Origin of the sequence: Pseudomonas sp. A6 (assembly GCF_052367875.1) — a bacterium.
GTDB classification, from domain to species: Bacteria; Pseudomonadota; Gammaproteobacteria; order Pseudomonadales; family Pseudomonadaceae; genus Pseudomonas; species Pseudomonas citronellolis.
Window position 1 is genome coordinate 7,043,433 of sequence record NZ_CP198970.1, and the last position, 22,776, is coordinate 7,066,208.

Genomic DNA, 22,776 nt, shown 5'->3' on the forward strand with positions numbered 1-22,776 from the left:
ACGGCGAGCCTCACACCCAGCCCATCTCCGCCATCGACAGCGGCTCGCCGTCGCCGACGATGAAGTGGTCGAGCACGCGCACATCCACCAGCGCCAGGGCATCCTTCAGGCGCTGCGTCAGCCTGCGGTCGGCCTGGCTCGGCTCGGTGATGCCCGAGGGATGGTTGTGACTGAGGATCAGCGCCGCGGCGTTGTGCGCCAGGGCGCGTTTGACCACCTGGCGCGGGTAGACGCTGGCGCTGTCGATGGAGCCGTGGAACAGCACCTCGAAGGCCAGGACGCGGTGGCGGCCGTCGAGGAACAGGCAGGCGAACACCTCGTGGGCCTCGTGGCGCAGCCGCGCCTTGAGGAAGTCGCGCACCGCCTGCGGGCTCTCCAGGGCGGAATCGCGGCGCAGCTGCTCGGCCAGGTGGCGGCGAGCCATCTCCAGCACCGCCTGCAGCTGGGCGTACTTGGCGCGGCCCAGGCCCAGGTGGCTGCTGAAGCTCGCCTGGTCCGCCTCCAGCAGCGCGCGCAGGCTGCCGAACTCGTGGAGCAGGCGCCGCGCCAGTTCCACCGCGCTACAACCGGCCACGCCGGTGCGCAGGAAGATGGCCAGCAGCTCGGCGTCGCTGAGGCTGGCCGCGCCGCGTTCGAGGAGTTTTTCCCGCGGGCGTTCCGCCGCGGGCCAGTGACGAATGCTCATGCAACCTCCCTGTCGAGCCGCCCGCTGTGCCGGGGCGGGCGCTGTGCTATCTTAGCCCGTCCCTTTCGCGCGACCGGAGGCCTGGGGAGGCGTCTCCGGCCCTGACGCGCGTCATCCAATTCCGAAGATAAGGCGGGCCTATGCAGCGGCTCTATCGAAAACGCATCGTCCTCGGCGTGGGCGGCGGTATTGCAGCCTACAAGAGCGCCGAACTGGTCCGCCGCCTGCGCGACCAGGGCGCGGAAGTCCGCGTGGTGATGACCCAGGGCGGCCGTGAGTTCATCACCCCGCTGACGCTCCAGGCGCTGTCCGGTCACCCGGTGCACCTGGACCTGCTCGACCCCGCCGCCGAAGCGGCCATGGGCCACATCGAGCTGGCTCGCTGGGCCGACCTGGTGCTGATCGCCCCGGCCACCGCGGACGTCATGGCGCGCCTGGCCCAGGGCGTGGCCAACGACCTGCTGACCACCCTGGTGCTGGCCACCGACGCCCAGGTCGCCCTGGCCCCGGCGATGAACCAGGCCATGTGGCGCGACCCGGCCACCCAGGCCAATGCCGAACTGCTGCGCGACCGCGGCCTGCGCTTCTTCGGCCCGGCCGCCGGCAGCCAGGCCTGCGGCGACGTCGGCCCCGGGCGCATGCTCGAGGCCGAGGAACTGGCCCAGCGCGCCGCCGACTGCTTCCAGTTCCTCTCGCTGACCGGCCAGCACGTGCTGATCACCGCCGGCCCGACCCAGGAAAACATCGACCCGGTGCGCTACATCACCAACCACAGCTCCGGGAAGATGGGCTTCGCCCTGGCCGAGGCCGCCGCCGAAGCCGGCGCACGGGTGACCCTGGTGACCGGTCCGGTGCACCTGCCGACGCCCGACCGGGTGAGCCGCGTCGACGTGGTCAGCGCCCGCGACATGCTCGCCGCCTGCGAAGCGGCGATGCCGGCCGACCTGCTGATCGCCGCCGCCGCGGTGGCCGACTACCGCCCAGAGCTGGTCGCCACGCAGAAACTGAAGAAGGACCCGACCACGGGCGACGGCCTGCTGCTTCAGCTGGTGCGCAACCCGGACATCCTCGCCACCCTCGCCCAGCGCGCCGACCGGCCGTTCAGCGTGGGCTTCGCCGCGGAGACCGAGAACCTGCTGGAGTACGCCTCGCGCAAGCTCAAGGACAAGAACCTCGACCTGATCGTGGCCAACGACGTGGCCAATCCCTCGATCGGTTTCAACAGCGAAGAGAACGCGATCACCGTGATCGACCGCGAATTGCACGAAACTGCCTTCGCCCAGACCAGCAAGGGCAAGATCGCCCGCCAGCTGATCGCCTTCATCGCCGACCGCCTCAACCAGCACTGAGAACCCGATGCATTCCCTGCAAGCCAAGATCCTCGACCCGCGCCTGGGCGCCGAATTCCCCCTGCCGCAGTACGCCACCCCCGGTTCCGCCGGCCTGGACCTGCGCGCCATGCTCAAGCAGGACACCGTCCTCGAACCCGGCCAGACGCTGCTGATCCCCACCGGCCTGTCCATCTACATCGCCGACCCGGGCCTGGCCGCGCTGGTGCTGCCGCGCTCCGGCCTGGGCCACAAGCACGGCGTGGTGCTGGGCAACCTGGTCGGGCTGATCGACTCGGACTACCAGGGCGAACTGATGGTCTCCTGCTGGAACCGCGGCAACACCCCCTTCACCATCGCCATCGGCGAGCGCATCGCCCAACTGGTGCTGGTGCCGGTGGTGCAGGCGCATTTCGAGCTGGTCGACAGCTTCGACGAAAGCCAGCGTGGCGCCGGCGGTTTCGGGCACTCGGGCAGCCACTGACACAATCCTCCAGGACGATTCGCCGAGGAGATGTTGCATGAAACTTTTCCAACGCAGTGCCAAGGGAACGGCCGACCTGCCGGAAGTCGCCCCGCCGCCGAAGGTTTCGGCGGGCCCGGCGTCCCGGCCGGAACTCAAGTCGCTGCTGCCGGCCCTCGGCGTTGCGACCCTCGGCGTGGCCGCCGCCGGCGTCCTGCTGTGGCTGACGCTGTTCGGCAGCGCCGAGCAGATGCACCGCCAGCAGCTGGCCAGCGCCTGGGGCGAAAGCCAGTCCGGCGTCCTGCGCCAGGCCCTGCTCCAGCTCGCCGCCGACACCCGTAGCGCCGCCGCCAACCCCGCGCTGCTGCCGGCGCTGGCCGATGCCAACAGCGCCCGCGCCCTGGAGGCCACCCTCGCCCACTGGCACCAGGACGGCCTGGTGGACGTCCACCTCAACGCCAGCGGCCAGGCCAGCCAGGACAACCAGCGCCCCGGCCCGCTGAACTACGCCGCCCTGGACATGCTGCGCCGCGCCGAGAGCGGGCAGAACGTCGCCCCCGAGGCCTACCGCGTCGGCCAGCGCTGGCTGCTCTACAGCGCCACGGCGCTGCGCGGCCCGGACAACGCCATCCAGGGCAGCCTGATGCTGGTCTTCGACCTGCAGCGCCTGCTCAAGGCCCTGCCGGACATGCCCGCCGACACCGGCCAGTTGCAACTGGCCCAGCAGTTCGGCAGCTCGCCGGCGCAGGTCCTGCTGCAACGCGGCGAGGCCGGTAACGCCGCACCGCTGAACCTGGCCAGCGGCAACCCGAACTGGAAACTCAGCTTCACCCCCGGCCCGGCCCTGACCGCCGCGTTGTATCCGCCGGCGCTGCTGGGCTGCGCCGCACTGCTGGCGCTGGCCGGCGCGCTGCTCGGCGTGTACCTCGCGCAGAGCGCCCTGCAACGGCGCCTGCGCCAGGACGCCCAGGCCATCGGTCAGTACTTGCAGGAACTCGGTGGCCAGCGCACTGCCAAAGCACCTGAAGTCGGCCTCGCCGCACTGCAACCGCTGGCCCAGGCGCTGGCGCGGCAGCCCAGGCGAAAGGCCGAGCCCCCGGCCCCCGCCAGCCCCGCACCGGCCCCCGAGCCCCGCCCAGTGGCGGCGAAGATCGACAAGCCGGCCAGCGCCGAGACGCAGCTGGTCGACCCACTGTTCCAGAACACCGACATTCTGGACATCGACATTCTTGATGAAGACCAGGACCTCCTGGGATTGGAGCAAACCCCCGCCATGAGCACGCCCAAAGCCCCGCAACTGCCCGCCAGCATCTTCCGCGCCTACGATATCCGCGGCGTGGTCGGCGACACCCTGACCGCCGAGACCGCCTACTGGGTGGGCCGCGCCATCGGTTCCGAGAGCCTGGCCCGCGGCGAGCCCTGCGTCAGCGTCGGCCGCGACGGCCGCCTGTCGGGCCCGGAGCTGGTCCAGCAACTGATCCAGGGCCTGCTCGACTGCGGCTGCCAGGTCACCGACATCGGCATGGTGCCGACCCCGGTGCTGTACTACGCGGCCAACGTCCTGGAAGGCAAGTCGGGCGTGATGCTCACCGGCAGCCACAACCCGCCGAACTACAACGGCTTCAAGATCGTCGTCGCTGGCGAGACCCTGGCCAACGAGCAGATCCAGGCCCTGCGCGAGCGCATCGAGAACAACGACCTCGCCAGCGGCGTGGGCAACGTGCAGCAGGTGGACATCCTGCCGCGCTACTTCCAGCAGATCCGCGACGACATCGCCCTGGCCAAGCCGCTGAAAGTGGTGGTGGACTGCGGCAACGGCGTCGCCGGCGTGATCGCCCCGCAACTGATCGAGGCCCTGGGCTGCACCGTCATCCCGCTGTACTGCGACGTCGACGGCACCTTCCCCAACCACCACCCGGACCCGGGCAAGCCGGAGAACCTCGAAGACCTGATCGCCAAGGTCAGGGAAACCGGCGCCGACCTCGGCCTGGCCTTCGACGGCGACGGCGACCGCGTGGGCGTGGTGACCAACGAAGGCACCATCATCTACCCCGACCGCCTGCTGATGCTGTTCGCCAAGGACGTGGTCTCGCGCAACCCGGGCGCCGACATCATCTTCGACGTCAAGTGCACCCGCCGCCTGATCTCGCTGATCAGCGGCTACGGCGGCCGCCCGGTGATGTGGAAGACCGGCCACTCGCTGATCAAGAAGAAGATGAAGGAGACCGGCGCGCTGCTGGCCGGCGAGATGAGCGGCCACATCTTCTTCAAGGAGCGCTGGTACGGCTTCGACGACGGCATCTACAGCGCCGCCCGCCTGCTGGAGATCATCAGCCTCGACAAACGCGACAGCGAGCATGTGTTCTCGGCCTTCCCGCTGGACGTCTCAACACCGGAAATCAACATCACCGTCACCGACGAGAGCAAGTTCGCCCTGATCGAAGCGCTGCAGCGCGACGGCCAGTGGGGCGAGGCCAACCTCACCACCCTCGACGGCGTGCGTGTCGATTATCCCAAGGGCTGGGGCCTGGTACGCGCCTCCAACACCACGCCGGTGCTGGTGCTGCGCTTCGAGGCGGATTCCGAAGCCGAACTGGAACGCATCAAGGACGTGTTCCGCAACCAGCTCAAGGCGGTCGACCCCGCCCTGACCATCCCCTTCTGACCTGACCATGCCGGAGTCCAGCACCATGTCCCAGAGCCGCGATGACGCAGCCCAGGTAGCCCGCGTCCTTGCCGAAGCGCTTCCCTACATCCGCCGTTTCGTCGGCAAGACGCTGGTCATCAAGTACGGCGGCAACGCCATGGAGACCGACGAGCTGAAGAACAGCTTCGCCCGCGACGTGGTGCTGATGAAGGCGGTCGGCATCAACCCGGTGGTGGTGCACGGCGGCGGCCCGCAGATCGGCGACCTGCTCAACCGCCTGTCCATCGAGAGCCACTTCATCGACGGCATGCGCGTCACCGACGCGCAGACCATGGACGTGGTGGAGATGGTCCTCGGCGGCCAGGTGAACAAGGACATCGTCAACCTGATCAACCGCCACGGCGGCAGCGCCATCGGCCTGACCGGCAAGGACGCCGAGCTGATCCGCGCGAAGAAGCTCACCGTCACCCGCCAGACGCCGGAGATGACCAAGCCGGAAATCATCGACATCGGCCACGTCGGCGAAGTCACCGGGGTCAACACCGAGCTGCTGAACATGCTGGTCAAGGGCGACTTCATCCCGGTGATCGCGCCCATCGGCGTCGGCGCCAACGGCGAGTCGTACAACATCAACGCAGACCTGGTGGCCGGCAAGGTGGCCGAGGCGCTGAAGGCCGAGAAGCTGATGCTGCTGACCAACATCGCCGGCCTGATGGACAAGCAGGGCCAGGTGCTCACCGGCCTGACCACCGAGCAGGTCGACAGCCTGATCGCCGACGGCACCATCTACGGCGGCATGCTGCCGAAGATCCGCTGCGCCCTGGAAGCGGTACAGGGCGGCGTGACCAGCGCGCACATCATCGATGGCCGCGTGCCCAACGCCGTGCTGCTGGAAATCTTCACCGACAGCGGCGTCGGCACCCTGATCAGCAACCGCAAGCCGCGTCACTGAGCACTACCCGCCACGGCGCCCGCCGTGGCGGTTCCCCTCTGCCTCCCGGAGGCCGCAATGCCTTCAGCCTTTCCCGAACGCCATGAATTCCGCTTCTTCCACGGCCTGCGCGTGCGCTGGTCGGAAGTCGACCCGCAGGGCATCGTCTTCAACGGCAACTACCTGACCTACGCGGACGTCGCCACCACCGAGTACTACCGCAACCTGGAGATCCGCTACCCGGCCGACCTGCTGCGCGGCGGCGGCGACCTGTTCGCGGTGAAGAGCAGCCTGGAGTACTTCGCCCCGGCGCGCTACGACGACTGGCTGGACATGGGCGTGCGCGTCGCCCGCCTTGGGCGCAGCAGCCTGACCTTCCAGGTGGCGATCTGGTGCGAGGAGCAGCCGCTGACCCTCGGCGAGCTGATCTACGCCTACGCCAACGACCAGCGACAGAGCCAGCCCCTGCCGGGCTGGCTGCGCGAGCGCATCACGAAATTCGAGCACTTGCCCGTCGACTGACGGACTAGCGGGAGGCGCCAAGCAATTGCGCCAGGCGCGCGCGGTCGGCGTCGAAGGAGGTCTTGGCCTGGGCGCGCAGCTGCTGGTAGTGGGCGATGTCGCGCAGCAGGCGCTGCTCCTCGTCCTTCAGGTTGGCCAACTGCTCGACCAGCTGCTGCGGCACCTGGCGCCCGGCGCGCTCGGCGTCGGCGGCCTGGGCCTGCAGGTTGCCCTGCTGCGTCTTCAGCGACTGCAGGTTGCCCCGGGCCACGCTGCTCAGGCCATCCAGCTCGGCCAGCTTGCGCTCGCGGGCGCGGTCGACGTCCTCGACGCTGGTGTACAGGCGCAGCAACTGGGCATCCGAACTGGCCTGGGCGGCAGCGGCCTTGCGCTGCTGGATTTCCTCCGCGGTCGGCGCCGGCGGCACCACGCGGATCACCCGCCCCTGCTCGTTGAGCACCTCGTAGCCCTTGCCGATGTACTGCGACGGCACGCCCAGGCGATCGATGACGGTCACGCCCTTGTCGTTGACGTAGCGGTACATCTCGACGGCGCCGCCGGACGAGGGTTTGCCGGCGGAATTCGCCGCCAGCAACGGCCCGGCCAGCCCGACGGCCAGCAACCCCATCAATGCACCACGGCGAAAAGCACCCTGCTTGGCCATGCCGGACACCCTGTTCTGGTTAGATTCCGTACTGCGCGCGATAGGCCTCGACCGCCGGCAGGTGGCGCTTGAGCTCGGCGTCGCCGGCCAGGTACTCCAGGACCTGCTCCAGCGACACGATGCTGACCACCGGCATGCCGAAGTCGCGCTCCACTTCCTGGATCGCCGACAGCTCGCCGCGGCCGCGCTCCTGGCGGTTCAGCGCGATCAGCGTGCCGGCGGCCTTGGCGCCCTGGGCCTCGATGATCTGCATGACCTCGCGGATCGCGGTGCCGGCGGTGATCACGTCGTCGACGATCAGCACCCGGCCGGCCAGCGGCGCGCCCACCAGGGTGCCGCCTTCGCCGTGGTCCTTGGCTTCCTTGCGGTTGAAGCACCAGGGCAGGTCGCGCCCGTGCTGCTCGGCCAGGGCCACCGCTGTAGCGGCCGCCAGAGGGATTCCTTTATAGGCCGGGCCGAACAGGACATCGAAATCGATGCCGCTGTCGACGACCGCGGCGGCGTAGAAGCGCCCCAGCTTGGCCAATGCCAGGCCACTGTTGAACAGGCCGGCATTGAAGAAATAGGGGCTGGTGCGCCCGGACTTGAGCGTGAATTCGCCGAAGCGCAGAACGCCGCGCTCGATAGCGAAACGGATGAAATCGCGTTGATATGCCTGCATGGGAGAGAACCGGCCGGTATGAATTTAGCTAAACCGTTTGAGCTCGGGTATCATACACACACGTGATTTTGGGGGCCATTTATGCGGATCATCAGTGTGAACGTGAATGGTATTCAGGCTGCAGCCGAGCGGGGATTGCTCAGCTGGTTGCAAGCCCAGAATGCCGACGTGATCTGCTTGCAGGATACCCGCGCCTCCGCTTTCGATCTGGACGACCCGTCCTACCAGCTGGACGGCTACTTCCTGTACGCCTGCGACGCCGAAGTGCCCAGCCAGGGTGGCGTCGCAATCTATAGTCGTCTGCAACCCAAGGCCGTCATAAGCGGGCTGGGTTTCGAGATGGCCGATCGTTACGGGCGCTACCTGCAAGCCGATTTCGATAAGGTGAGTATTGCCAGCATTCTTCTGCCGAGCGGGCAGGAGGGTGATGAGAACCTGAACCAGAAGTTCAAGTTCATGGAAGACTTCGCCGCCTACCTGAACAAGCAGCGCCGCAAGCGCCGCGAGTACATCTATTGTGGGTCGCTGTACCTGGCCCACAACAAGCTGGACGTGAAGAACTGGCGCGAATGCCAGCAGATGCCCGGCTTCCTCGCGCCCGAGCGCGGCTGGATGGACGAGGTGTTCGGCAACATGGGCTACGTCGATGCCCTGCGCGAGGTCAACCGCGAAGGCGACCAGTACAGCTGGTGGCCGGACAGCGAGCAGGCCGAGATGCTGAACCTGGGCTGGCGCTTCGACTACCAGATCCTCACCCCGGGCCTGCGCCGCTTCGTGCGCAACGCCAAGCTGCCGCGGCAGCCGCGCTTCTCGCGCCACGCGCCGCTGATCATCGACTACGACTGGACGTTGAGCATCTGACGGCAGCCCGCGCCCTCCCGGCCGATCGCCGGCCTTGCCGGCGGGATCGCGGACAAAGTCCGCTCCTACGGGGATATGTCGTACCGCATGACCAAGGCGCCCGGCACGGCGGCGTATAACCGCGAACGGTTATACGCCCTACGGCCCTGGGTTCCCGCGTTCGCGGGAACCCAATAGACACGCTCCTACGCCACCCCACCCGCGCCATTCCCCTGTAGGAGCGCGCCCTGCGCGCGAATCGCGGGCAGGGCCCGCTCCTACAAAGAGCGCTTTCGCCTACTTCAACGGCCGCCAGGTGAACGGATAGCGGTAGTCGCGGCCCTCGTTGGCCTTGACCCCGGCGATCACGGTCAGCACCAGGGCGCCGGCGCAGACCAGCGCCAGCAGCAGGAAGCCGATCACCAGCAGGCAGAGGAAGAAGCTGACCAGCATCGCCAGGCTGACGGTGATCTGGAAGTTCAGCGCTTCCTTGCCCTGGCTGTCGACGAAGGGATCGGACTCGCGCTTGATCTGCCAGACGATCAGCGGCCCCAACAGGTTGCCGAAGGGAAAGACCAGCCCGAGGAAGGCGGAGAAGTGGCAGAACATCGCCCACTGCCGGGCTTCCTGGCTCGGCCGCGCTTGCAGTTCGTCGTTCATCCCCGCCCCTCCCGCGTCAGTCGGCCAGCGCAGCGCGCTGCAGTTCGAAGATTTCCTGCATGCCCTGCTGCGCCAGTTCCAGCATGGCGTTCAACTCGGCCGGCTTGAACGGCTCGCCCTCGGCGGTGCCCTGCACCTCGATGAAGCCGCCGGCATCGGTCATCACCACGTTCAGGTCGGTCTCGGCGGCGGAATCCTCCAGGTAGTCCAGGTCGAGCACCGGCACGCCCTGGTAGATGCCCACGGAGACCGCGGCGACCATCTGCTTGAGCGGGTTGCCCTTGAGCGAACCGCGTTTCTTCAGCACCGCCAGGGCGTCGATCAGCGCCACGGTGGCGCCGGTGATGGACGCGGTGCGGGTGCCGCCGTCGGCCTGGATCACGTCGCAGTCGATGTACAGGGTGTTCTCGCCCAGCTTGGTCAGGTCCAGCGCGGCGCGCAGCGAACGGCCGATCAGGCGCTGGATCTCCAGGGTGCGGCCGCCCTGCTTGCCTCGGCTGGCCTCGCGGGCATTCCGCTCGCCGGTGGAGCGCGGCAGCATGCCGTACTCGGCGGTCAGCCAGCCCTGCCCCTGGCCCTTGAGGAAGCGCGGCACGCCACTCTCGGCGCTCACGGTGCAGATCACCTTGGTGTCGCCGAACTCCACCAGAACCGAACCCTCGGCATGCTTGGTGTAGTGGCGGGTGATGCGGATCGGGCGCAACTGGTCGGCGGCGCGGCCACTGGGACGGTTCATCGAGACTTCCTATGCGAGATTGAATCGGATACTGGCCGCCATTATAGAGGCCCCGGCAGCCAGGCAACCACCGCCGGCGTGCGGCGGCCGGCCCCGCTGGGGTACAATTGCCGGTTCACGATGACATTTCATCGCTTTCAGCCGAATCACAGCGAGGTAGCCCCATGGTTCACAGCATGACCGCCTTCGCCCGCGTCGAACGGGCCGGGACCAATGGGACCCTGAGCTGGGAACTGCGCTCGGTGAACCACCGCTACCTGGAACCGAACCTGCGCCTGCCGGAAACCTTCCGCGACCTCGAAGGGCCGGTGCGCGAGGCGCTGCGCCAGGGCCTGTCGCGCGGCAAGGTGGAATGCACCCTGCGCTTCAACGAGGACACCGCCGGCAAGCCGCTGCAGGTCGACCGCGAGCGCGCCGCGCAACTGGTGGCCGCCGCCGAGGGCGTGGCCGCGCTGATCAAGCAGCCGGCGCTGATCGACCCGCTGGCCGTGCTGGCCTGGCCGGGCGTGCTGGTGGGCGACGCCGCCGACCCGCAGGCGCTCAACGCCGAAGCCATGGCCGCCTTCAACCAGGCGCTGGACGAGCTCAAGGCCGGCCGTGCCCGCGAAGGCGCGGAACTGGCGCGGATCATCGACGAACGCCTGGGCGCCATGCAGGAAGAAGTGGCCAACCTGCGCGAACTGGTGCCGCAGATGCTCGGCAACCAGCGGCAGAAGATCCTCGACCGCTTCGCCGAATTGAAGCTGGAAGCCGACCCGCAGCGCCTGGAGCAGGAAATGGTCCTGCTGGCGCAGAAGAGCGACGTCGCCGAGGAACTCGACCGCCTGAGCACCCACGTCGCCGAGGTGCGCCGCGTGCTCAAGGCCGGTGGCGCCGCCGGCCGCCGCCTGGACTTCCTCATGCAGGAACTCAACCGCGAGGCCAACACCCTCGGCTCCAAGGCCTTCGACCCGCGCTCGACCCAGGCCGCGGTGAACCTCAAGGTGCTCATCGAACAGATGCGCGAGCAGGTCCAGAATATCGAGTGAGCCGCACGCTCGCTTTCCACCCATAGCCCCAGGATTCAGTCATGTCCGGCACCCTCTACATCGTTTCCGCGCCTTCCGGCGCCGGCAAGACCAGCCTGGTGAAGTCGCTGCTCGAGGCCATGCCCAGCGTGCGCGTCTCGGTCTCCCACACCACCCGCGGCATGCGCCCGGGCGAGGTGGACGGGGTGAACTACCACTTCGTCGGCCGCGACACCTTCACCGCCATGCTCGAACGCGACGAATTCCTCGAGCACGCCGAAGTCTTCGGCAACCTCTACGGCACCTCGCAGCGCTGGGTGGAAAAGACCCTCGCCGAAGGCCTCGACCTGATCCTCGAGATCGACTGGCAGGGCGCCCAGCAGGTGCGCCGGCTGATGCCCCGCGCGCAGTCGATCTTCATCCTGCCGCCGAGCCAGCACGCCCTGCGCCAGCGCCTGACCAACCGTGGCCAGGACAGCGACGAGGTGATCGAGCGGCGCATGCGCGAGGCAGTCAACGAAATGAGTCACTACGTCGAATACGATCATCTGGTGATCAACGACGATTTCGCCCATGCTCTGGAAGACCTCAAGTCGATCTTCCGTGCCCGCCAGCTGCGCCAGGACGCCCAGCAGAAGCGCCACGAGCGGTTGCTAGAGGAGCTGTTGCAGCCGTCGGCATAACAAACGGCCCTTCCATAAAGATTGGCGATTTTTTAGACTATTCAGTCCGCCCGGAAACCCGGGCTCCATTTTTCCGCAACGAGGAACACCATGGCCCGCGTCACCGTCGAAGACTGCCTGGACAACGTCGATAACCGTTTCGAGCTGGTCATGCTCGCCACCAAGCGCGCGCGCCAGCTGGCCACCGGCGGCAAGGAGCCGAAGGTAGCCTGGGAAAACGACAAGCCCACCGTGGTCGCCCTGCGCGAGATCGCTTCCGGCCTGGTCGATGCTGAAGTCGTTCAGCAGGAGGACGTGGTTGAAGAAGAACCGCTGTTCGCCGCCTTCGAAGACGAGGCCAACAACGAGGCCCTGTAATTCGATGACCGGCCGACGACCACAGGCGCCGTCCACTCGGCAGGGGGTGATGCCTTGCCGAGCATAGACGCCTTCGCCGACCGGCTCTCGAGCTATCTCGGTCCGGACCAGGTCAACCTGGTCCGCCGTGCCTACTACTACGCCGAGCAGGCCCACGACGGGCAGCGCCGCCGCAGCGGCGAGGCCTACGTCACCCATCCGCTCGCCGTCGCCAACATCCTCGCCGACATGCACATGGACCATCAGAGCCTGATGGCGGCCATGCTGCACGACGTGATCGAGGACACCGGCATCGCCAAGGAAGCGCTCACCGCGCAGTTCGGCGAAACCGTCTCGGAACTGGTGGACGGGGTCAGCAAGCTGACCCAGATGAACTTCGAGTCCAAGGCCGAGGCCCAGGCCGAGAACTTCCAGAAGATGGCCATGGCCATGGCCCGCGACATCCGCGTGATCCTGGTCAAGCTGGCCGACCGCCTGCACAACATGCGCACCCTGGAAGTGCTGTCCGGCGAGAAGCGCCGGCGCATCGCCAAGGAAACCCTGGAAATCTACGCACCCATCGCCAACCGCCTGGGCATGCACAGCATGCGCGTGGAATTCGAGGACCTGGGCTTCAAGGCCATGCACCCGATGCGCTCCGAGCGCATCCGCCAGGCGGTGAAGAAGGCCCGCGGCAACCGTCGCGAGATCGTCGGCAAGATCCAGGAATCGCTGGTCAACTGCCTCGCCCGCGAGGGCATGGAAGGCCAGGTGCTGGGCCGCGAGAAGCACCTGTTCAGCATCTACAAGAAGATGCGCGGCAAGCGCAAGGCGTTCAACGAGATCATGGACGTCTACGCCTTCCGCATCATCGTCGACAAGGTCGACACCTGCTACCGCGTGCTCGGCGCCGTGCACAACCTGTACAAGCCGTTCCCCGGTCGCTTCAAGGACTACATCGCGATTCCCAAGGCCAACGGCTACCAGTCGCTGCACACCACCCTGTTCGGCATGCACGGCGTGCCCATCGAGATCCAGATCCGCACCCGCGAGATGGAAGAGATGGCCAACCACGGCATCGCCGCGCACTGGCTGTACAAGTCCAACGAGGACGAGGTGCAGAAAGGCACCCACGCCCGCGCCCGCCAGTGGGTCAAGGGCATCCTCGAACTGCAGCAGCGCGCCGGCAACTCGCTGGAATTCATCGAGAACGTGAAGATCGACCTGTTCCCGGACGAGGTCTACATCTTCACGCCCAAGGGCCGCATCATGGAGCTGCCCAAGGGCTCCACGGCGGTGGACTTCGCCTACGCGGTGCACACCGACGTCGGCAACAGCTGCATCGCCTGCCGCATCAACCGCCGCCTGGCGCCGCTGTCCGAACCGCTGCAGAGCGGCCAGACGGTGGAGATCGTCACCGCGCCGGGCACCCGGCCGAACCCGGCCTGGCTCAACTTCGTGGTCACCGGCAAGGCGCGCACGCACATCCGCCACGCGCTCAAGCAGCAGCGCCGCTCCGAGTCCATCAGCCTCGGCGAACGCCTGCTGAACAAGACCCTCGCCGGCTTCGACAGCCACCTGGAGAAAATCCCCGCCGAACGCATCCAGGGCGTGCTCAACGAGTACCGCATGGAAGTCTTCGAGGACCTGCTCGAAGAAATCGGCCTGGGCAACCGCATGGCCTACGTGGTCGCCCGCCGCCTGCTCTCCAGCGAAGGCGACGCCGCCGCCACCAACGCCGAGGGGCCGCTGGCGATCCGCGGCACCGAGGGCCTGGTGTTGAGCTACGCCAAGTGCTGCACGCCGATCCCCGGCGACCCCATCGTCGGCCACCTGTCGGCCGGCAAGGGCATGGTGGTGCACCTGGAAAGCTGCAGGAACATCAGCGAAATCCGCAACAACCCGGAAAAATGCATCCAGCTCAGCTGGGCCAAGGATGTCACCGGCGAGTTCAACGTCGAGCTGCGCGTCGAGTTGGAACACCAGCGCGGCCTGATCGCCCTGCTTGCGACCAGCGTCAACGCCGCCGACGGCAACATCGAGAAGATCAGCATGGACGAGCGCGACGGTCGCGTCAGCGTGGTCCAATTGGTGGTCAGCGTGCACGACCGCGTGCACCTGGCCCGCGTCATCAAGAAGCTGCGCGCGCTCAAGGGGGTGGTCCGGATCACCCGCGTGCGCAGCTGATCCCACCCCTCGCAAGGAGTCGACATGACCAAGACCGTTATCCACACCGACAAGGCCCCCGCGGCCATCGGCACCTACTCCCAGGCGATCAAGGCCGGCAACACCGTCTACGTCTCCGGGCAGATCCCGCTGAACCCGCAGACCATGGAACTGGTCGAGGGCTTCGAGGAGCAGACCGTCCAGGTGTTCGAGAACCTCAAGGCGGTGATCGAGGCTTCCGGCGGCTACCTGCACGACGTGGCCAAGCTGAACATCTTCCTCACCGACCTGTCGCACTTCGCCAAGGTCAACGAGATCATGGGCCGCTACTTCACCCAGCCCTACCCGGCGCGCGCCGCCATCGGCGTGGCCGCCCTGCCCAAGGGCGCCCAGGTCGAGATGGACGCCATCGTCGTCCTGGAGTAATCCTCTCCTCCCGAACGGGGCCCTCGCGGCCCCGTTCGTTTTTCCCCCGTTCGTCCGCAAGGAGCACCCGCATGCGTCGCGCCCTCGTCCTGAGCGCCCTGCTTGGCCTGCTGACCGGCTGCGCCGGTACCCCCGATCCGTCCGGCACCTGGATCAACCAGGCCGCCATCGACGCCGCCAGCAAGAGCGGCAAGCTGCGCGAGGCGCTGCTGGCCTACGGGCCCAACCTGGAATGGCGGCTCGACACCAAGAGCCAGCAGGCGACCTACAGCAACGGTTTCGAACAGGGCGAAGGCCAGCTGAGCCAGGACCCGGCGGACAAGAAGCACTGGCAGGTGGCCTTCTACGGCAGCAAGCAGGAAGAGCTGGCGGTGGACGGCAAGCAACTGCTGCAGGTGGGCAGTGAGAACTGGCCGGAGCAGCGCTTCGCCCGTCCCGAACAGCAGGGCCCGGCGCCCATCGGCGCCAGCTTCCAGCGCGCCCTGTACGGCAGTTTCCTCAAGGGCACCTGGGTGATCCAGGAAGGTGCGGGCCAGGGCAGCAAGGTGACCTTCCAGGCCGACGGCCGCGTGGAGGGCATGCCCAGCGCCGACCGCTACGCCCTGTGCCTGGCCGGCGACTGCGCGGCCATGAGCGGCGACAGCGACAGCATCTGGCTGCAGCAGGGCCGCCAGGGCCGCGAATACCTGTTCCAGCGCGAGGACGACAAGCTGGAACTCTTCGAAGCGGTGAACCGCGCCCAGGCCGACGAAATGCCCGAATATGCCCCGGGCAAGCGCGTCTGGCTGCTGGAACGCGACTGAGCCGCCGGCGCCGCCCCGCGCGGCGCCTTCAGCGCACGCCCAGCCAGAGCAACCAGCCGCCCAGCGCCAGCAGCAGGGCGCCGCAGGTGCGGTCCAGCGTGCGCACCCGGCGCTGCAGCCAGCCGCGCCAGCGCCGCCGATCCAGCAAGCGCACCAGGGCCAGGTCCCAGAGCAGCACCACCGCACCCATCCACAGCACGCAGGCGCCCAGCGCCCAGCCCGGCAGCTGGAAGGGTCCGAGCACACCGAACAGCCCGGTGTAGAAGATCGGCAGCTTGGGATTCAGGCTGCTGGCCAGGAAGCCCTCGCGCAGGCCGTGGAAGAAACCTCCAGCGCGCTGCCCGACGGTTTCGCCGGGAATCTCCAGTTCGCGCCGCGCCAGCACGGCCTGGGCGCCCAGCCAGACGAAGTAGACCCCGCCCAGCAGCTGCACCATCCGCAGGCCGTGGCTCGCCAGGTCGGGCAGTTGGCCGAGGACCAGCAGCACCAGCCCCATGCTCGCCAGGTTGGCCAGGGCGATGCCGCTGGCGCAGCCGTCGGCATGGCGGCGACCGCGCAGCAAGGCGGCGCGGATCAGCAGGAAGAAGTCCGGCCCCGGCGACAGCAGGGCTGCGAAATGGGTGCTGGCGACCAGCGCGAAGGCGGCGAACATGGCGTTCTCCCGGAAGTGGCGGGAGGCCAGTCTGGCCAGGTGGCACGGCGGTGGTCTTGTAGGAAACTCAGGTGCGCGTGGCGCTGCGGAAACGCCCCGGGGTCACGCCGGTGAAGCGGCGGAAGGTGCCGGAGAAATGCGCCTGGTCGCAGAAGCCCAGCTCCAGTGCCGCCTCGATGGGCGTGGCGCCCTCCACCAGCAGGCGCTTGGCCTCGCGTACCCGGCGCTGCAGCAGGTAGGTGTGCGGCGGCACGCCGTAGGCGCGGCGGAAACTCTCGATCAGGTGACGCGGGTGGCGCTGCACCAGGGCGGCCAGTTGCTCCAGGCTCACCGCCTCGCGGTAATGGCTTTCCAGGTAGTCGCGCAGCCGCGCGGTGACGCCGCCGTCGCGACTCGCCAAGGCCGCCGGGCGCATGCCGCCGTGGCGCACGAAGACCAGCTCCAGCAGCGCCAGCAATTCACTCTCCAGGCCCAGCGCATCGTTGCGCTCGAATTCGCCGGCCACCCGCGCCAGGGCTTGCGCGACCAAGCCATCGTCGCCCGGGTTCAATTCCTGGAAGCCGCGCGGCAACTGCTTGCGACCCAGCAACGGCAGCAACCGCGATTCCTCGATGTAGAGCATGTGGTAGACCAGCCGCTCGCTCTCGGCGTTGCCGGTGTGCGGCTCCTCCGGGTTCATCAGCGACAGGGTACCGGCCGGCAGCACGTGGCGCGCGCCCCGGCACTGGTAGCCGCCGGCGCCCTGGAGGATGGCGCCGATGGCGAAGGCGTCGTGGCTGTGGCGGCCGAACGGCTGGCCGGAGAAGTCCGCATGGAACAGCTCCACCCCGGGTAGCCAGGAGCGCGCCAGCAGCCGGTTGGCGTCCACCTCAGTCCTCGCGCCCGGCGAGGATGGCGGCGTAGCCCTCGCGGTAGCTGGGGTAGCGCGGCGCCCAGCCCAGCGCCCTGGCGCGGGCGTTGCTGCAGCGCTTGCTACCGGTGCGGCGCACGCTCTGCTCGTCCGCCCAGTGGCTGACGCCCATGAGCTCGCGCAGGTAGCCCACAACCTCGGCCAGCGGCGCCGGCGCGTCGTCCACGCCGATATAGCAGTCTTCCAGCGGCTTGCCCTCAGCATCGGCGCGCAGCAGGCAGGCCAGCAGCCCGGCGGCGTCCTCGGCGTGAATGCGGTTGGCGTACAGCGGCGGCTCGACGGCCACCCGGTAGCCTTCGCGCACCTGCTTGAGCAGCCACTCCCGGCCCGGGCCGTAGATGCCGGTCAGGCGCACCACGCTCGCGGGAATGCCGCTGTCCAGCGCCACGCGCTCGGCATCGAGCATGATCCGCCCGGAATACTGCTGGGCCTCGGCGGGCGAGGTCTCGTCGATCCACTCGCCGTCCGCCTGGGCGTAGACGCCGCTGCTGGAGACGAACAGCACACGCTTGGGCCGCTGCCCGCGCTGCTGCAGCCAACCCAGGCAGTGGCGCAGGCCCTCGACGTAGGCGGCGCGGTAGCCGGCCTCGTCGTGCTGGGTCGCGGCGGCGGCGTACACCAGGTAGTCCAGCTCGCCCTCGGGCCAGGCCGACGGGCACTCGGCGCAGCCCAGGTCGCCGGCCACCGGCAGGATGCCCGCGGGCAGCGCGGCAGTATCACGGCGCAGCCCGTATACGCGCCAGCCCTCGGCGGCCAACTGGCGGCCGAGGCGGCTGCCGACGTCGCCGCAACCGGCGATCAGAACATTCGCAGGCATCTTCGCCTCCTAAAGACAGGGCCCCGGAGTTTAGCGCGGTTGGTTCGCAACCGCGCAGCCGCTATGCTTGGCCCAACTCAACGGATTAGTCGCCATGACCCTCACCGAACTGCGCTACATCGTCACGCTCGCCCAGGAGCAGCATTTCGGCCGCGCCGCCGAGCGCTGCCACGTCAGCCAGCCGACCCTGTCGGTCGGCGTGAAGAAGCTGGAGGACGAGCTCGGCGTGCTGATCTTCGAGCGCAGCAAGAGCGCGGTGCGCCTCACCCCGGTGGGCGAAGGCATCGTGGCCCAGGCGCAGAAGGTGCTGGAGCAGGCCCAGGGCATCCGCGAGCTGGCCCAGGCCGGCAAGAACCAGCTGACCTCGCCGTTGAAGGTCGGCGCCATCTACACCATCGGCCCCTACCTGTTCCCGCACCTGATCCCGCAGCTGCACCGGGTGGCGCCGCAGATGCCGCTGTACATCGAGGAGAACTTCACCCACATCCTGCGCGACAAGCTGCGCACCGGCGAGCTGGACGCGATCATCATCGCCCTGCCGTTCCAGGAGGCCGACGTCCTCACCCTGCCGCTGTTCGACGAGCCCTTCTACGTGCTGATGCCGGCCGACCACCCCTGGACCGCCCGGCAGACCATCGACGCCGAGATGCTCAACGACAAGAGCCTGCTGCTGCTCGGCGAGGGCCACTGCTTCCGCGACCAGGTGCTGGAAGCCTGCCCGACCACCCGCCGGGGCGAGGAGAACCGCCACACCACCGTGGAATCCAGCTCGCTGGAGACCATCCGCCACATGGTCGCCTCCGGCCTGGGCGTGTCGGTGCTGCCGTTCTCGGCGGTAGACAGCCACCATTACGCCCCCGGGGTGATCGAGATCCGCCCGTTCACCCCGCCGGCGCCGTTGCGCACCGTGGCCATCGCCTGGCGCGCCAGCTTCCCGCGGCCGCGCGCCATCGAGGTGCTGGCCGACTCCATCCGCCTCTGCTCGGTGGCCCGGCCGACCGCCAAGGGCGACGCCCAACCGGCATGACCGAGCTGGCCAACGTCCCGGTCACGACGCTCAAGGGCGTCGGCGCCGCGCTGGAGGAAAAGCTGGCGCGGGTGGGCCTGGAAAACCTCCAGGACATCCTCTTCCACCTGCCGCTGCGCTACCAGGACCGCACCCGCGTCACCCCCATAGGCGCGCTGCGCCCGGGCCAGGACGCGGTGGTCGAGGGCGTGGTCTCCGGCGCCGACGTGGTCATGGGCAAGCGCCGCAGCCTGCTGGTGCGCCTGCAGGACGGCAGCGGCACCCTGAGCCTGCGCTTCTACCACTTCAGCCAGGCGCAGAAGGAAGGCCTCAAGCGCGGCACCCACCTGCGCTGCTACGGCGAAGCCCGCCCCGGCGCCTCGGGTCTGGAGATCTACCACCCCGAGTACCGCGCGCTGAACGACGCCGCGCCGGCCCCGGTGGAGCAGACACTCACGCCCATCTACCCGACCACCGAAGGCCTCACCCAGCAGCGCCTGCGCACCCTCAGCCAGCAGGCCCTGGCGCGCCTGGGGCCGAACAGCCTGCCCGACTGGCTGCCCGAGGAGCTGGCCCGCGACTACCGCCTGGCGCCCCTCGACGAAGCCATCCGCTACCTGCACCGGCCGCCGCCGGACGCCAACCTGGAAGAGCTCGCCGAGGGCCGCCACTGGGCCCAGCACCGCCTGGCCTTCGAGGAACTGCTGACGCACCAGCTGTCGTTGCAGCGCCTGCGCGAAAGCCTGCGCGCCCAGCACGCGCCCGAACTGCCACCGGCGAAGAAACTGCCGCAGCGCTTCCTGGCCAACCTCGGCTTCGCCCCCACCGGCGCGCAACAGCGCGTGGGCGCGGAGATCGCCTACGACCTGGCGCAGCCCGAACCCATGCTGCGCCTGGTACAGGGCGACGTCGGCGCCGGCAAGACGGTGGTCGCTGCGCTCGCCGCACTGCAGGCCCTGGAGGCCGGCTACCAGGTGGCGCTGATGGCGCCCACGGAAATCCTCGCCGAACAGCATTACCTCAACTTCAGCAAGTGGATGCAGCCGCTGGGCATCGAGGTCGCCTGGCTGGCCGGCAAGCTCAAGGGCAAGGCGCGCGCCGCCGCGCTGGAGCAGATCGCCGCCGGCGTGCCCATGGTGGTCGGCACCCATGCGCTGTTCCAGGACGAGGTGAAGTTCAAGCGCCTGGCCCTGGTGATCATCGACGAACAGCACCGCTTCGGCGTGCAGCAGCGCCTGGCCCTGCGCCAGAAGGGCATCGACGGCCGGCTCTGCCCGCACCAGTTGATCATGACCGCCACGCCCATCCCGCGAACCCTGGCGATGAGCGCCTACGCCGACCTGGACACCTCGATCCTTGACGAGCTGCCGCCCGGGCGCACCCCGGTGAACACCGTGCTGGTCGCCGACAGCCGCCGCATCGAGGTGATCGAGCGCGTCCGCGCCGCCTGCCGCGAAGGCCGCCAGGCCTACTGGGTGTGCACGCTGATCGAAGAGTCCGAGGAACTCACCTGCCAGGCCGCCGAGACCACCTACGAGGAACTCGCCTCGGCCCTGGGCGAATTGCGCGTGGGCCTGATCCACGGGCGCATGAAGCCGGCGGAAAAAGCCACGGTGATGGAGGCCTTCAAGGAAGGCCTGCTGCAACTGCTGGTGGCGACCACGGTGATCGAGGTCGGCGTCGACGTGCCCAACGCCAGCCTGATGATCATCGAGAACCCCGAGCGCCTCGGCCTGGCCCAGCTGCACCAGTTGCGCGGGCGCGTCGGCCGAGGCAGCGCGGCGAGCCACTGCGTGCTGCTCTACCACCCGCCGCTGTCGCAGATCGGCCGCGAGCGCCTGGCGATCATGCGCGAGACCTGCGACGGCTTCGTCATCGCCGAGCGCGACCTGGAGCTGCGCGGCCCCGGCGAGATGCTCGGGACGCGGCAAACCGGTCTGCTACAGTTCAAGGTCGCGGACCTGATGCGCGACGCCGACCTGCTGCCGGCGGTGCGCGACGCCGCCCAGGCTCTGCTGGCGCGCTGGCCGCAGCACGTCGGCCCGCTGCTGGAGCGTTGGCTCCGACATGGCCAGCAATACGGTCAAGTGTGACCTGCTTCAATTTCACCGGTCGGGTGACTGGCCAGTCACGAATAATCGCTGGGTATACTCCCGGCTGCAGTTGCTAACCGGATCACAAAGCCCATGAGCGAAGCCGCACTCGCCGAAGCCCTCCCCGCCCCGTCGGTCATTCTCCAGCTGCTCGGCCGCCTCGGCGTGCCCTGCCGCGAACTGCCCGACGACGACCAACTGCCCAGCGCCCGCCGCGTGCAGGCGAGCCTGCTGGAAGACTCGGTGGGCACCCTGCTGGTGCTCTTCCCGCAGAACCAGCTGCTGGACCTCAACCGCCTGACCGAGCTGACCGGGCGCAAGCTGCTGGCGATCAAGCCCGAACGCCTGGAGCGCATGCTCGGCAAGCACCAGCTCAGCCGCCTGCCGGCGCTGCCGCCGCTGACCAGCTCGCCCTGCCTGTACGACGAGCGCCTGCTGCAGGAGCCGCAGCTGCTGATCGAATCCGGCAACCCCGGCACCCTGCTGGAGATCGCCACCGGCGACTTCCGCCAGGTACTGGAGAAGGCCAGCGCGGCGCGCTTCGGCGTGCCCCTGGAGCAGATCCGGCCGAACCTCGACCGCCCCAACGACGACCGCGCCGAGATCACCCAGGCGGTGCAGGCCTTCACCGCGCGGCGCATCCAGCAACGCCTGGAAGAGACCATCGAGATTCCGCCGCTGCCCAAGACCGCGCAGAAGATCATCAAGCTGCGGGTGGACCCCAACGCCACCGTGGACGACATCACCGGCGTGGTCGAGACCGACCCGGCGCTGGCCGCCCAGGTGGTCAGCTGGGCCGCCTCGCCCTACTACGCCGCGCCCGGCAAGATCCGCTCGGTGGAAGACGCCATCGTCCGCGTGCTGGGCTTCGACCTGGTGATCAACCTGGCCCTCGGCCTGGCCCTGGGCAAGACCTTGAGCCTGCCCAAGGACCAGCCGCAGCACGCCACGCCCTACTGGCAGCAGGCGATCTACACCGCCGCGGTGATCGAGGGCCTGACCCGCGCCGTGCCCCGCGCCGAGCGCCCGGAAGCCGGCCTGACCTACCTCGGCGGGCTGCTGCACAGCATCGGCTACCTGGTCCTGGCGCATATCTTCCCGCCACACTTCTCGCTGATCTGCCGCCACCTGGAGGTCAACCCGCACGTACCGCACAACCTCATCGAGCAGCACCTGCTGGGCATCACCCGCGAGCAGATCGGCGCCTGGCTGATGCGCGCCTGGGACATGCCGGAAGAGATCTACACTGCGCTGCGCTTCCAGCACGACCCGGACTACGCTGGCCCCAACGCCGCCTACGCCAACCTGGTGTGCCTGGCCACCCGCCTGCTGCGCCAGAACGGCATCGGCAGCGGCCCGCAACAGGGCGTGCCGCAAGCCCTGCTCGACCGCCTGGACATCCCCCGGGAAAGGGCCGAGGACGCAGTGCGCAAGGTGCTGGACGCCGAGGCCGTGCTGCGCGAACTGGCTTCGCAGATGAACAGCCCGCACTGATCTGGCTGCGGACAGACCTGTAGGAGCGCGCCCTGCGCGCGAAATCGCGGGCAGGGCCCACTCCTACAGGGGAATGCCGCGGGTGGCGCAGCGTAGGAGCGGATCTCATCCGCGAATCGCGCAGATATGTCCGGCTATCGCGGACAAGGTCCGCTCCTACAGGGGGAATGCCGCGCCTCGCGGTGAACCGTAGGAGTAGGAGCGAGCTTGCTCGCGAATAAACCCCGCTGCGGAATCCGTTCGCGAGCAAGCTCGCTCCTACAAGAC

Annotated in this window: 23 protein-coding genes; 15 read left to right on the plus strand and 8 right to left on the minus strand. The window is 68.5% G+C overall.

Annotated features, from left to right (window positions below; translation table 11 throughout):
• Positions 1–10: 10 nt before the first annotated feature.
• A complete protein-coding gene (gene radC / locus ACTWJ5_RS30975; RefSeq protein ID WP_074983232.1) occupies positions 11–685 on the minus strand; it encodes a RadC family protein in 675 nt (224 codons plus the stop codon).
• Between the two features lie 140 nt (positions 686–825).
• On the opposite strand from radC, the gene coaBC reads away from it, so the two are divergent.
• Genes coaBC through ACTWJ5_RS31000 form a run of 5 tightly spaced genes read left to right on the plus strand, consistent with a single transcriptional unit; the run spans position 826 to position 6,576 of the window.
• The gene (gene coaBC, locus ACTWJ5_RS30980; RefSeq protein ID WP_444437165.1) at positions 826–2,034 is read left to right on the plus strand and encodes a bifunctional phosphopantothenoylcysteine decarboxylase/phosphopantothenate--cysteine ligase CoaBC; all 1,209 of its coding nucleotides are present in this window, start codon (positions 826–828) and stop codon (positions 2,032–2,034) included.
• 7 nt (positions 2,035–2,041) lie between these two features.
• Entirely contained in the window at positions 2,042–2,497 is a 456-nt protein-coding gene (gene dut / locus ACTWJ5_RS30985) for a dUTP diphosphatase (protein ID WP_009614122.1), read from the plus strand.
• A gap of 37 nt (positions 2,498–2,534) precedes the next feature.
• Positions 2,535–5,141, plus strand: coding sequence for a phosphomannomutase/phosphoglucomutase (locus ACTWJ5_RS30990; RefSeq protein WP_444437166.1), 2,607 nt, complete (start codon positions 2,535–2,537; stop codon positions 5,139–5,141).
• Positions 5,142–5,166: 25 nt separating this feature from the next.
• The gene (argB, locus tag ACTWJ5_RS30995; protein WP_089390748.1) at positions 5,167–6,075 is read left to right on the plus strand and encodes an acetylglutamate kinase; all 909 of its coding nucleotides are present in this window, start codon (positions 5,167–5,169) and stop codon (positions 6,073–6,075) included.
• A 57-nt stretch (positions 6,076–6,132) separates the two neighbouring features.
• Entirely contained in the window at positions 6,133–6,576 is a 444-nt protein-coding gene (locus tag ACTWJ5_RS31000; protein WP_074983239.1) for an acyl-CoA thioesterase, read from the plus strand.
• A gap of 4 nt (positions 6,577–6,580) precedes the next feature.
• On the opposite strand, the gene ACTWJ5_RS31005 is transcribed toward ACTWJ5_RS31000, so the two are convergent.
• Positions 6,581–7,219 (minus strand): DUF4124 domain-containing protein, encoded by a 639-nt coding sequence (locus ACTWJ5_RS31005; RefSeq protein WP_116425189.1) that lies wholly within the window; start codon positions 7,217–7,219, stop codon positions 6,581–6,583.
• Between the two features lie 19 nt (positions 7,220–7,238).
• The gene (gene pyrE / locus ACTWJ5_RS31010; protein WP_058072109.1) at positions 7,239–7,880 is read right to left on the minus strand and encodes an orotate phosphoribosyltransferase; all 642 of its coding nucleotides are present in this window, start codon (positions 7,878–7,880) and stop codon (positions 7,239–7,241) included.
• Positions 7,881–7,961: 81 nt separating this feature from the next.
• On the opposite strand from pyrE, the gene ACTWJ5_RS31015 reads away from it, so the two are divergent.
• Positions 7,962–8,741: an exodeoxyribonuclease III gene (locus ACTWJ5_RS31015; RefSeq protein ID WP_043315008.1), complete on the plus strand. Its 780-nt coding sequence runs from the start codon at positions 7,962–7,964 to the stop codon at positions 8,739–8,741.
• A gap of 276 nt (positions 8,742–9,017) precedes the next feature.
• Here ACTWJ5_RS31015 and ACTWJ5_RS31020 read toward each other — a convergent pair whose 3' ends face one another.
• Together ACTWJ5_RS31020 and rph are read right to left on the minus strand one after the other, a co-directional pair.
• Positions 9,018–9,380 carry a DUF4870 domain-containing protein gene (locus ACTWJ5_RS31020; RefSeq protein WP_043268113.1) on the minus strand — a complete coding sequence of 121 codons (363 nt, stop codon included), beginning with the start codon at positions 9,378–9,380 and terminating at the stop codon, positions 9,018–9,020.
• A 16-nt stretch (positions 9,381–9,396) separates the two neighbouring features.
• Positions 9,397–10,116: a ribonuclease PH gene (gene rph, locus ACTWJ5_RS31025; protein WP_444437167.1), complete on the minus strand. Its 720-nt coding sequence runs from the start codon at positions 10,114–10,116 to the stop codon at positions 9,397–9,399.
• Positions 10,117–10,280: 164 nt separating this feature from the next.
• On the opposite strand from rph, the gene ACTWJ5_RS31030 reads away from it, so the two are divergent.
• From ACTWJ5_RS31030 to ACTWJ5_RS31055, 6 genes are all read left to right on the plus strand, one after another.
• Entirely contained in the window at positions 10,281–11,144 is an 864-nt protein-coding gene (locus ACTWJ5_RS31030) for a YicC/YloC family endoribonuclease (RefSeq protein WP_444437168.1), read from the plus strand.
• A 41-nt stretch (positions 11,145–11,185) separates the two neighbouring features.
• Positions 11,186–11,806 (plus strand): guanylate kinase, encoded by a 621-nt coding sequence (gene gmk / locus ACTWJ5_RS31035; RefSeq protein ID WP_074983244.1) that lies wholly within the window; start codon positions 11,186–11,188, stop codon positions 11,804–11,806.
• 90 nt (positions 11,807–11,896) lie between these two features.
• Positions 11,897–12,163, plus strand: a complete 267-nt coding sequence (gene rpoZ / locus ACTWJ5_RS31040) for a DNA-directed RNA polymerase subunit omega (protein WP_009614145.1) — start codon at positions 11,897–11,899, stop codon at positions 12,161–12,163.
• A 54-nt stretch (positions 12,164–12,217) separates the two neighbouring features.
• Entirely contained in the window at positions 12,218–14,329 is a 2,112-nt protein-coding gene (spoT, locus tag ACTWJ5_RS31045; protein WP_043268111.1) for a bifunctional GTP diphosphokinase/guanosine-3',5'-bis pyrophosphate 3'-pyrophosphohydrolase, read from the plus strand.
• 24 nt (positions 14,330–14,353) lie between these two features.
• A complete protein-coding gene (locus ACTWJ5_RS31050) occupies positions 14,354–14,734 on the plus strand; it encodes a RidA family protein (protein WP_089390740.1) in 381 nt (126 codons plus the stop codon).
• Between the two features lie 71 nt (positions 14,735–14,805).
• A complete protein-coding gene (locus ACTWJ5_RS31055) occupies positions 14,806–15,537 on the plus strand; it encodes a hypothetical protein (RefSeq protein WP_444437169.1) in 732 nt (243 codons plus the stop codon).
• Positions 15,538–15,565: 28 nt separating this feature from the next.
• On the opposite strand, the gene ACTWJ5_RS31060 is transcribed toward ACTWJ5_RS31055, so the two are convergent.
• The 3 genes from ACTWJ5_RS31060 to ACTWJ5_RS31070 all read right to left on the minus strand — a co-directional run bounded on the left by ACTWJ5_RS31060 (position 15,566) and on the right by ACTWJ5_RS31070 (position 17,916).
• Positions 15,566–16,189, minus strand: coding sequence for a LysE family translocator (locus tag ACTWJ5_RS31060; RefSeq protein WP_444437170.1), 624 nt, complete (start codon positions 16,187–16,189; stop codon positions 15,566–15,568).
• A 67-nt stretch (positions 16,190–16,256) separates the two neighbouring features.
• On the minus strand, positions 16,257–17,057 hold the full coding sequence (locus tag ACTWJ5_RS31065) for an AraC family transcriptional regulator (protein ID WP_444437171.1): 801 nt from the start codon (positions 17,055–17,057) through the stop codon (positions 16,257–16,259).
• A 1-nt stretch (position 17,058) separates the two neighbouring features.
• The gene (locus ACTWJ5_RS31070) at positions 17,059–17,916 is read right to left on the minus strand and encodes an NAD-dependent epimerase/dehydratase family protein (RefSeq protein WP_444437172.1); all 858 of its coding nucleotides are present in this window, start codon (positions 17,914–17,916) and stop codon (positions 17,059–17,061) included.
• A 94-nt stretch (positions 17,917–18,010) separates the two neighbouring features.
• On the opposite strand from ACTWJ5_RS31070, the gene ACTWJ5_RS31075 reads away from it, so the two are divergent.
• The 3 genes from ACTWJ5_RS31075 (at position 18,011) to ACTWJ5_RS31085 (ending at position 22,509) form a co-directional block, all read left to right on the plus strand.
• A complete protein-coding gene (locus tag ACTWJ5_RS31075) occupies positions 18,011–18,943 on the plus strand; it encodes a hydrogen peroxide-inducible genes activator (protein ID WP_009614159.1) in 933 nt (310 codons plus the stop codon).
• On the plus strand, positions 18,940–21,015 hold the full coding sequence (gene recG, locus ACTWJ5_RS31080; RefSeq protein WP_249918389.1) for an ATP-dependent DNA helicase RecG: 2,076 nt from the start codon (positions 18,940–18,942) through the stop codon (positions 21,013–21,015). The genes ACTWJ5_RS31075 and recG overlap by 4 nt, the downstream gene beginning before the upstream one ends.
• 93 nt (positions 21,016–21,108) lie before the next feature.
• The gene (locus ACTWJ5_RS31085) at positions 21,109–22,509 is read left to right on the plus strand and encodes an aminoacyl-tRNA deacylase and HDOD domain-containing protein (protein ID WP_444437173.1); all 1,401 of its coding nucleotides are present in this window, start codon (positions 21,109–21,111) and stop codon (positions 22,507–22,509) included.
• The last annotated feature ends 267 nt before the right edge of the window (positions 22,510–22,776 follow it).

Bases quoted from the DNA above. Each gene is read 5' to 3' on its own strand.
- radC (WP_074983232.1), bottom strand. From the start codon at position 685: ATGAGCATTCGTCACTGGCCCGCGGCGGAACGCCCGCGGGAAAAACTC.
- coaBC (WP_444437165.1), top strand. From the start codon at position 826: ATGCAGCGGCTCTATCGAAAACGCATCGTCCTCGGCGTGGGCGGCGGT.
- dut (WP_009614122.1), top strand. From the start codon at position 2,042: ATGCATTCCCTGCAAGCCAAGATCCTCGACCCGCGCCTGGGCGCCGAA.
- ACTWJ5_RS30990 (WP_444437166.1), top strand. From the start codon at position 2,535: ATGAAACTTTTCCAACGCAGTGCCAAGGGAACGGCCGACCTGCCGGAA.
- argB (WP_089390748.1), top strand. From the start codon at position 5,167: ATGTCCCAGAGCCGCGATGACGCAGCCCAGGTAGCCCGCGTCCTTGCC.
- ACTWJ5_RS31000 (WP_074983239.1), top strand. From the start codon at position 6,133: ATGCCTTCAGCCTTTCCCGAACGCCATGAATTCCGCTTCTTCCACGGC.
- ACTWJ5_RS31005 (WP_116425189.1), bottom strand. From the start codon at position 7,219: ATGGCCAAGCAGGGTGCTTTTCGCCGTGGTGCATTGATGGGGTTGCTG.
- pyrE (WP_058072109.1), bottom strand. From the start codon at position 7,880: ATGCAGGCATATCAACGCGATTTCATCCGTTTCGCTATCGAGCGCGGC.
- ACTWJ5_RS31015 (WP_043315008.1), top strand. From the start codon at position 7,962: ATGCGGATCATCAGTGTGAACGTGAATGGTATTCAGGCTGCAGCCGAG.
- ACTWJ5_RS31020 (WP_043268113.1), bottom strand. From the start codon at position 9,380: ATGAACGACGAACTGCAAGCGCGGCCGAGCCAGGAAGCCCGGCAGTGG.
- rph (WP_444437167.1), bottom strand. From the start codon at position 10,116: ATGAACCGTCCCAGTGGCCGCGCCGCCGACCAGTTGCGCCCGATCCGC.
- ACTWJ5_RS31030 (WP_444437168.1), top strand. From the start codon at position 10,281: ATGGTTCACAGCATGACCGCCTTCGCCCGCGTCGAACGGGCCGGGACC.
- gmk (WP_074983244.1), top strand. From the start codon at position 11,186: ATGTCCGGCACCCTCTACATCGTTTCCGCGCCTTCCGGCGCCGGCAAG.
- rpoZ (WP_009614145.1), top strand. From the start codon at position 11,897: ATGGCCCGCGTCACCGTCGAAGACTGCCTGGACAACGTCGATAACCGT.
- ACTWJ5_RS31050 (WP_089390740.1), top strand. From the start codon at position 14,354: ATGACCAAGACCGTTATCCACACCGACAAGGCCCCCGCGGCCATCGGC.
- ACTWJ5_RS31055 (WP_444437169.1), top strand. From the start codon at position 14,806: ATGCGTCGCGCCCTCGTCCTGAGCGCCCTGCTTGGCCTGCTGACCGGC.
- ACTWJ5_RS31060 (WP_444437170.1), bottom strand. From the start codon at position 16,189: ATGTTCGCCGCCTTCGCGCTGGTCGCCAGCACCCATTTCGCAGCCCTG.
- ACTWJ5_RS31070 (WP_444437172.1), bottom strand. From the start codon at position 17,916: ATGCCTGCGAATGTTCTGATCGCCGGTTGCGGCGACGTCGGCAGCCGC.
- ACTWJ5_RS31075 (WP_009614159.1), top strand. From the start codon at position 18,011: ATGACCCTCACCGAACTGCGCTACATCGTCACGCTCGCCCAGGAGCAG.
- recG (WP_249918389.1), top strand. From the start codon at position 18,940: ATGACCGAGCTGGCCAACGTCCCGGTCACGACGCTCAAGGGCGTCGGC.
- ACTWJ5_RS31085 (WP_444437173.1), top strand. From the start codon at position 21,109: ATGAGCGAAGCCGCACTCGCCGAAGCCCTCCCCGCCCCGTCGGTCATT.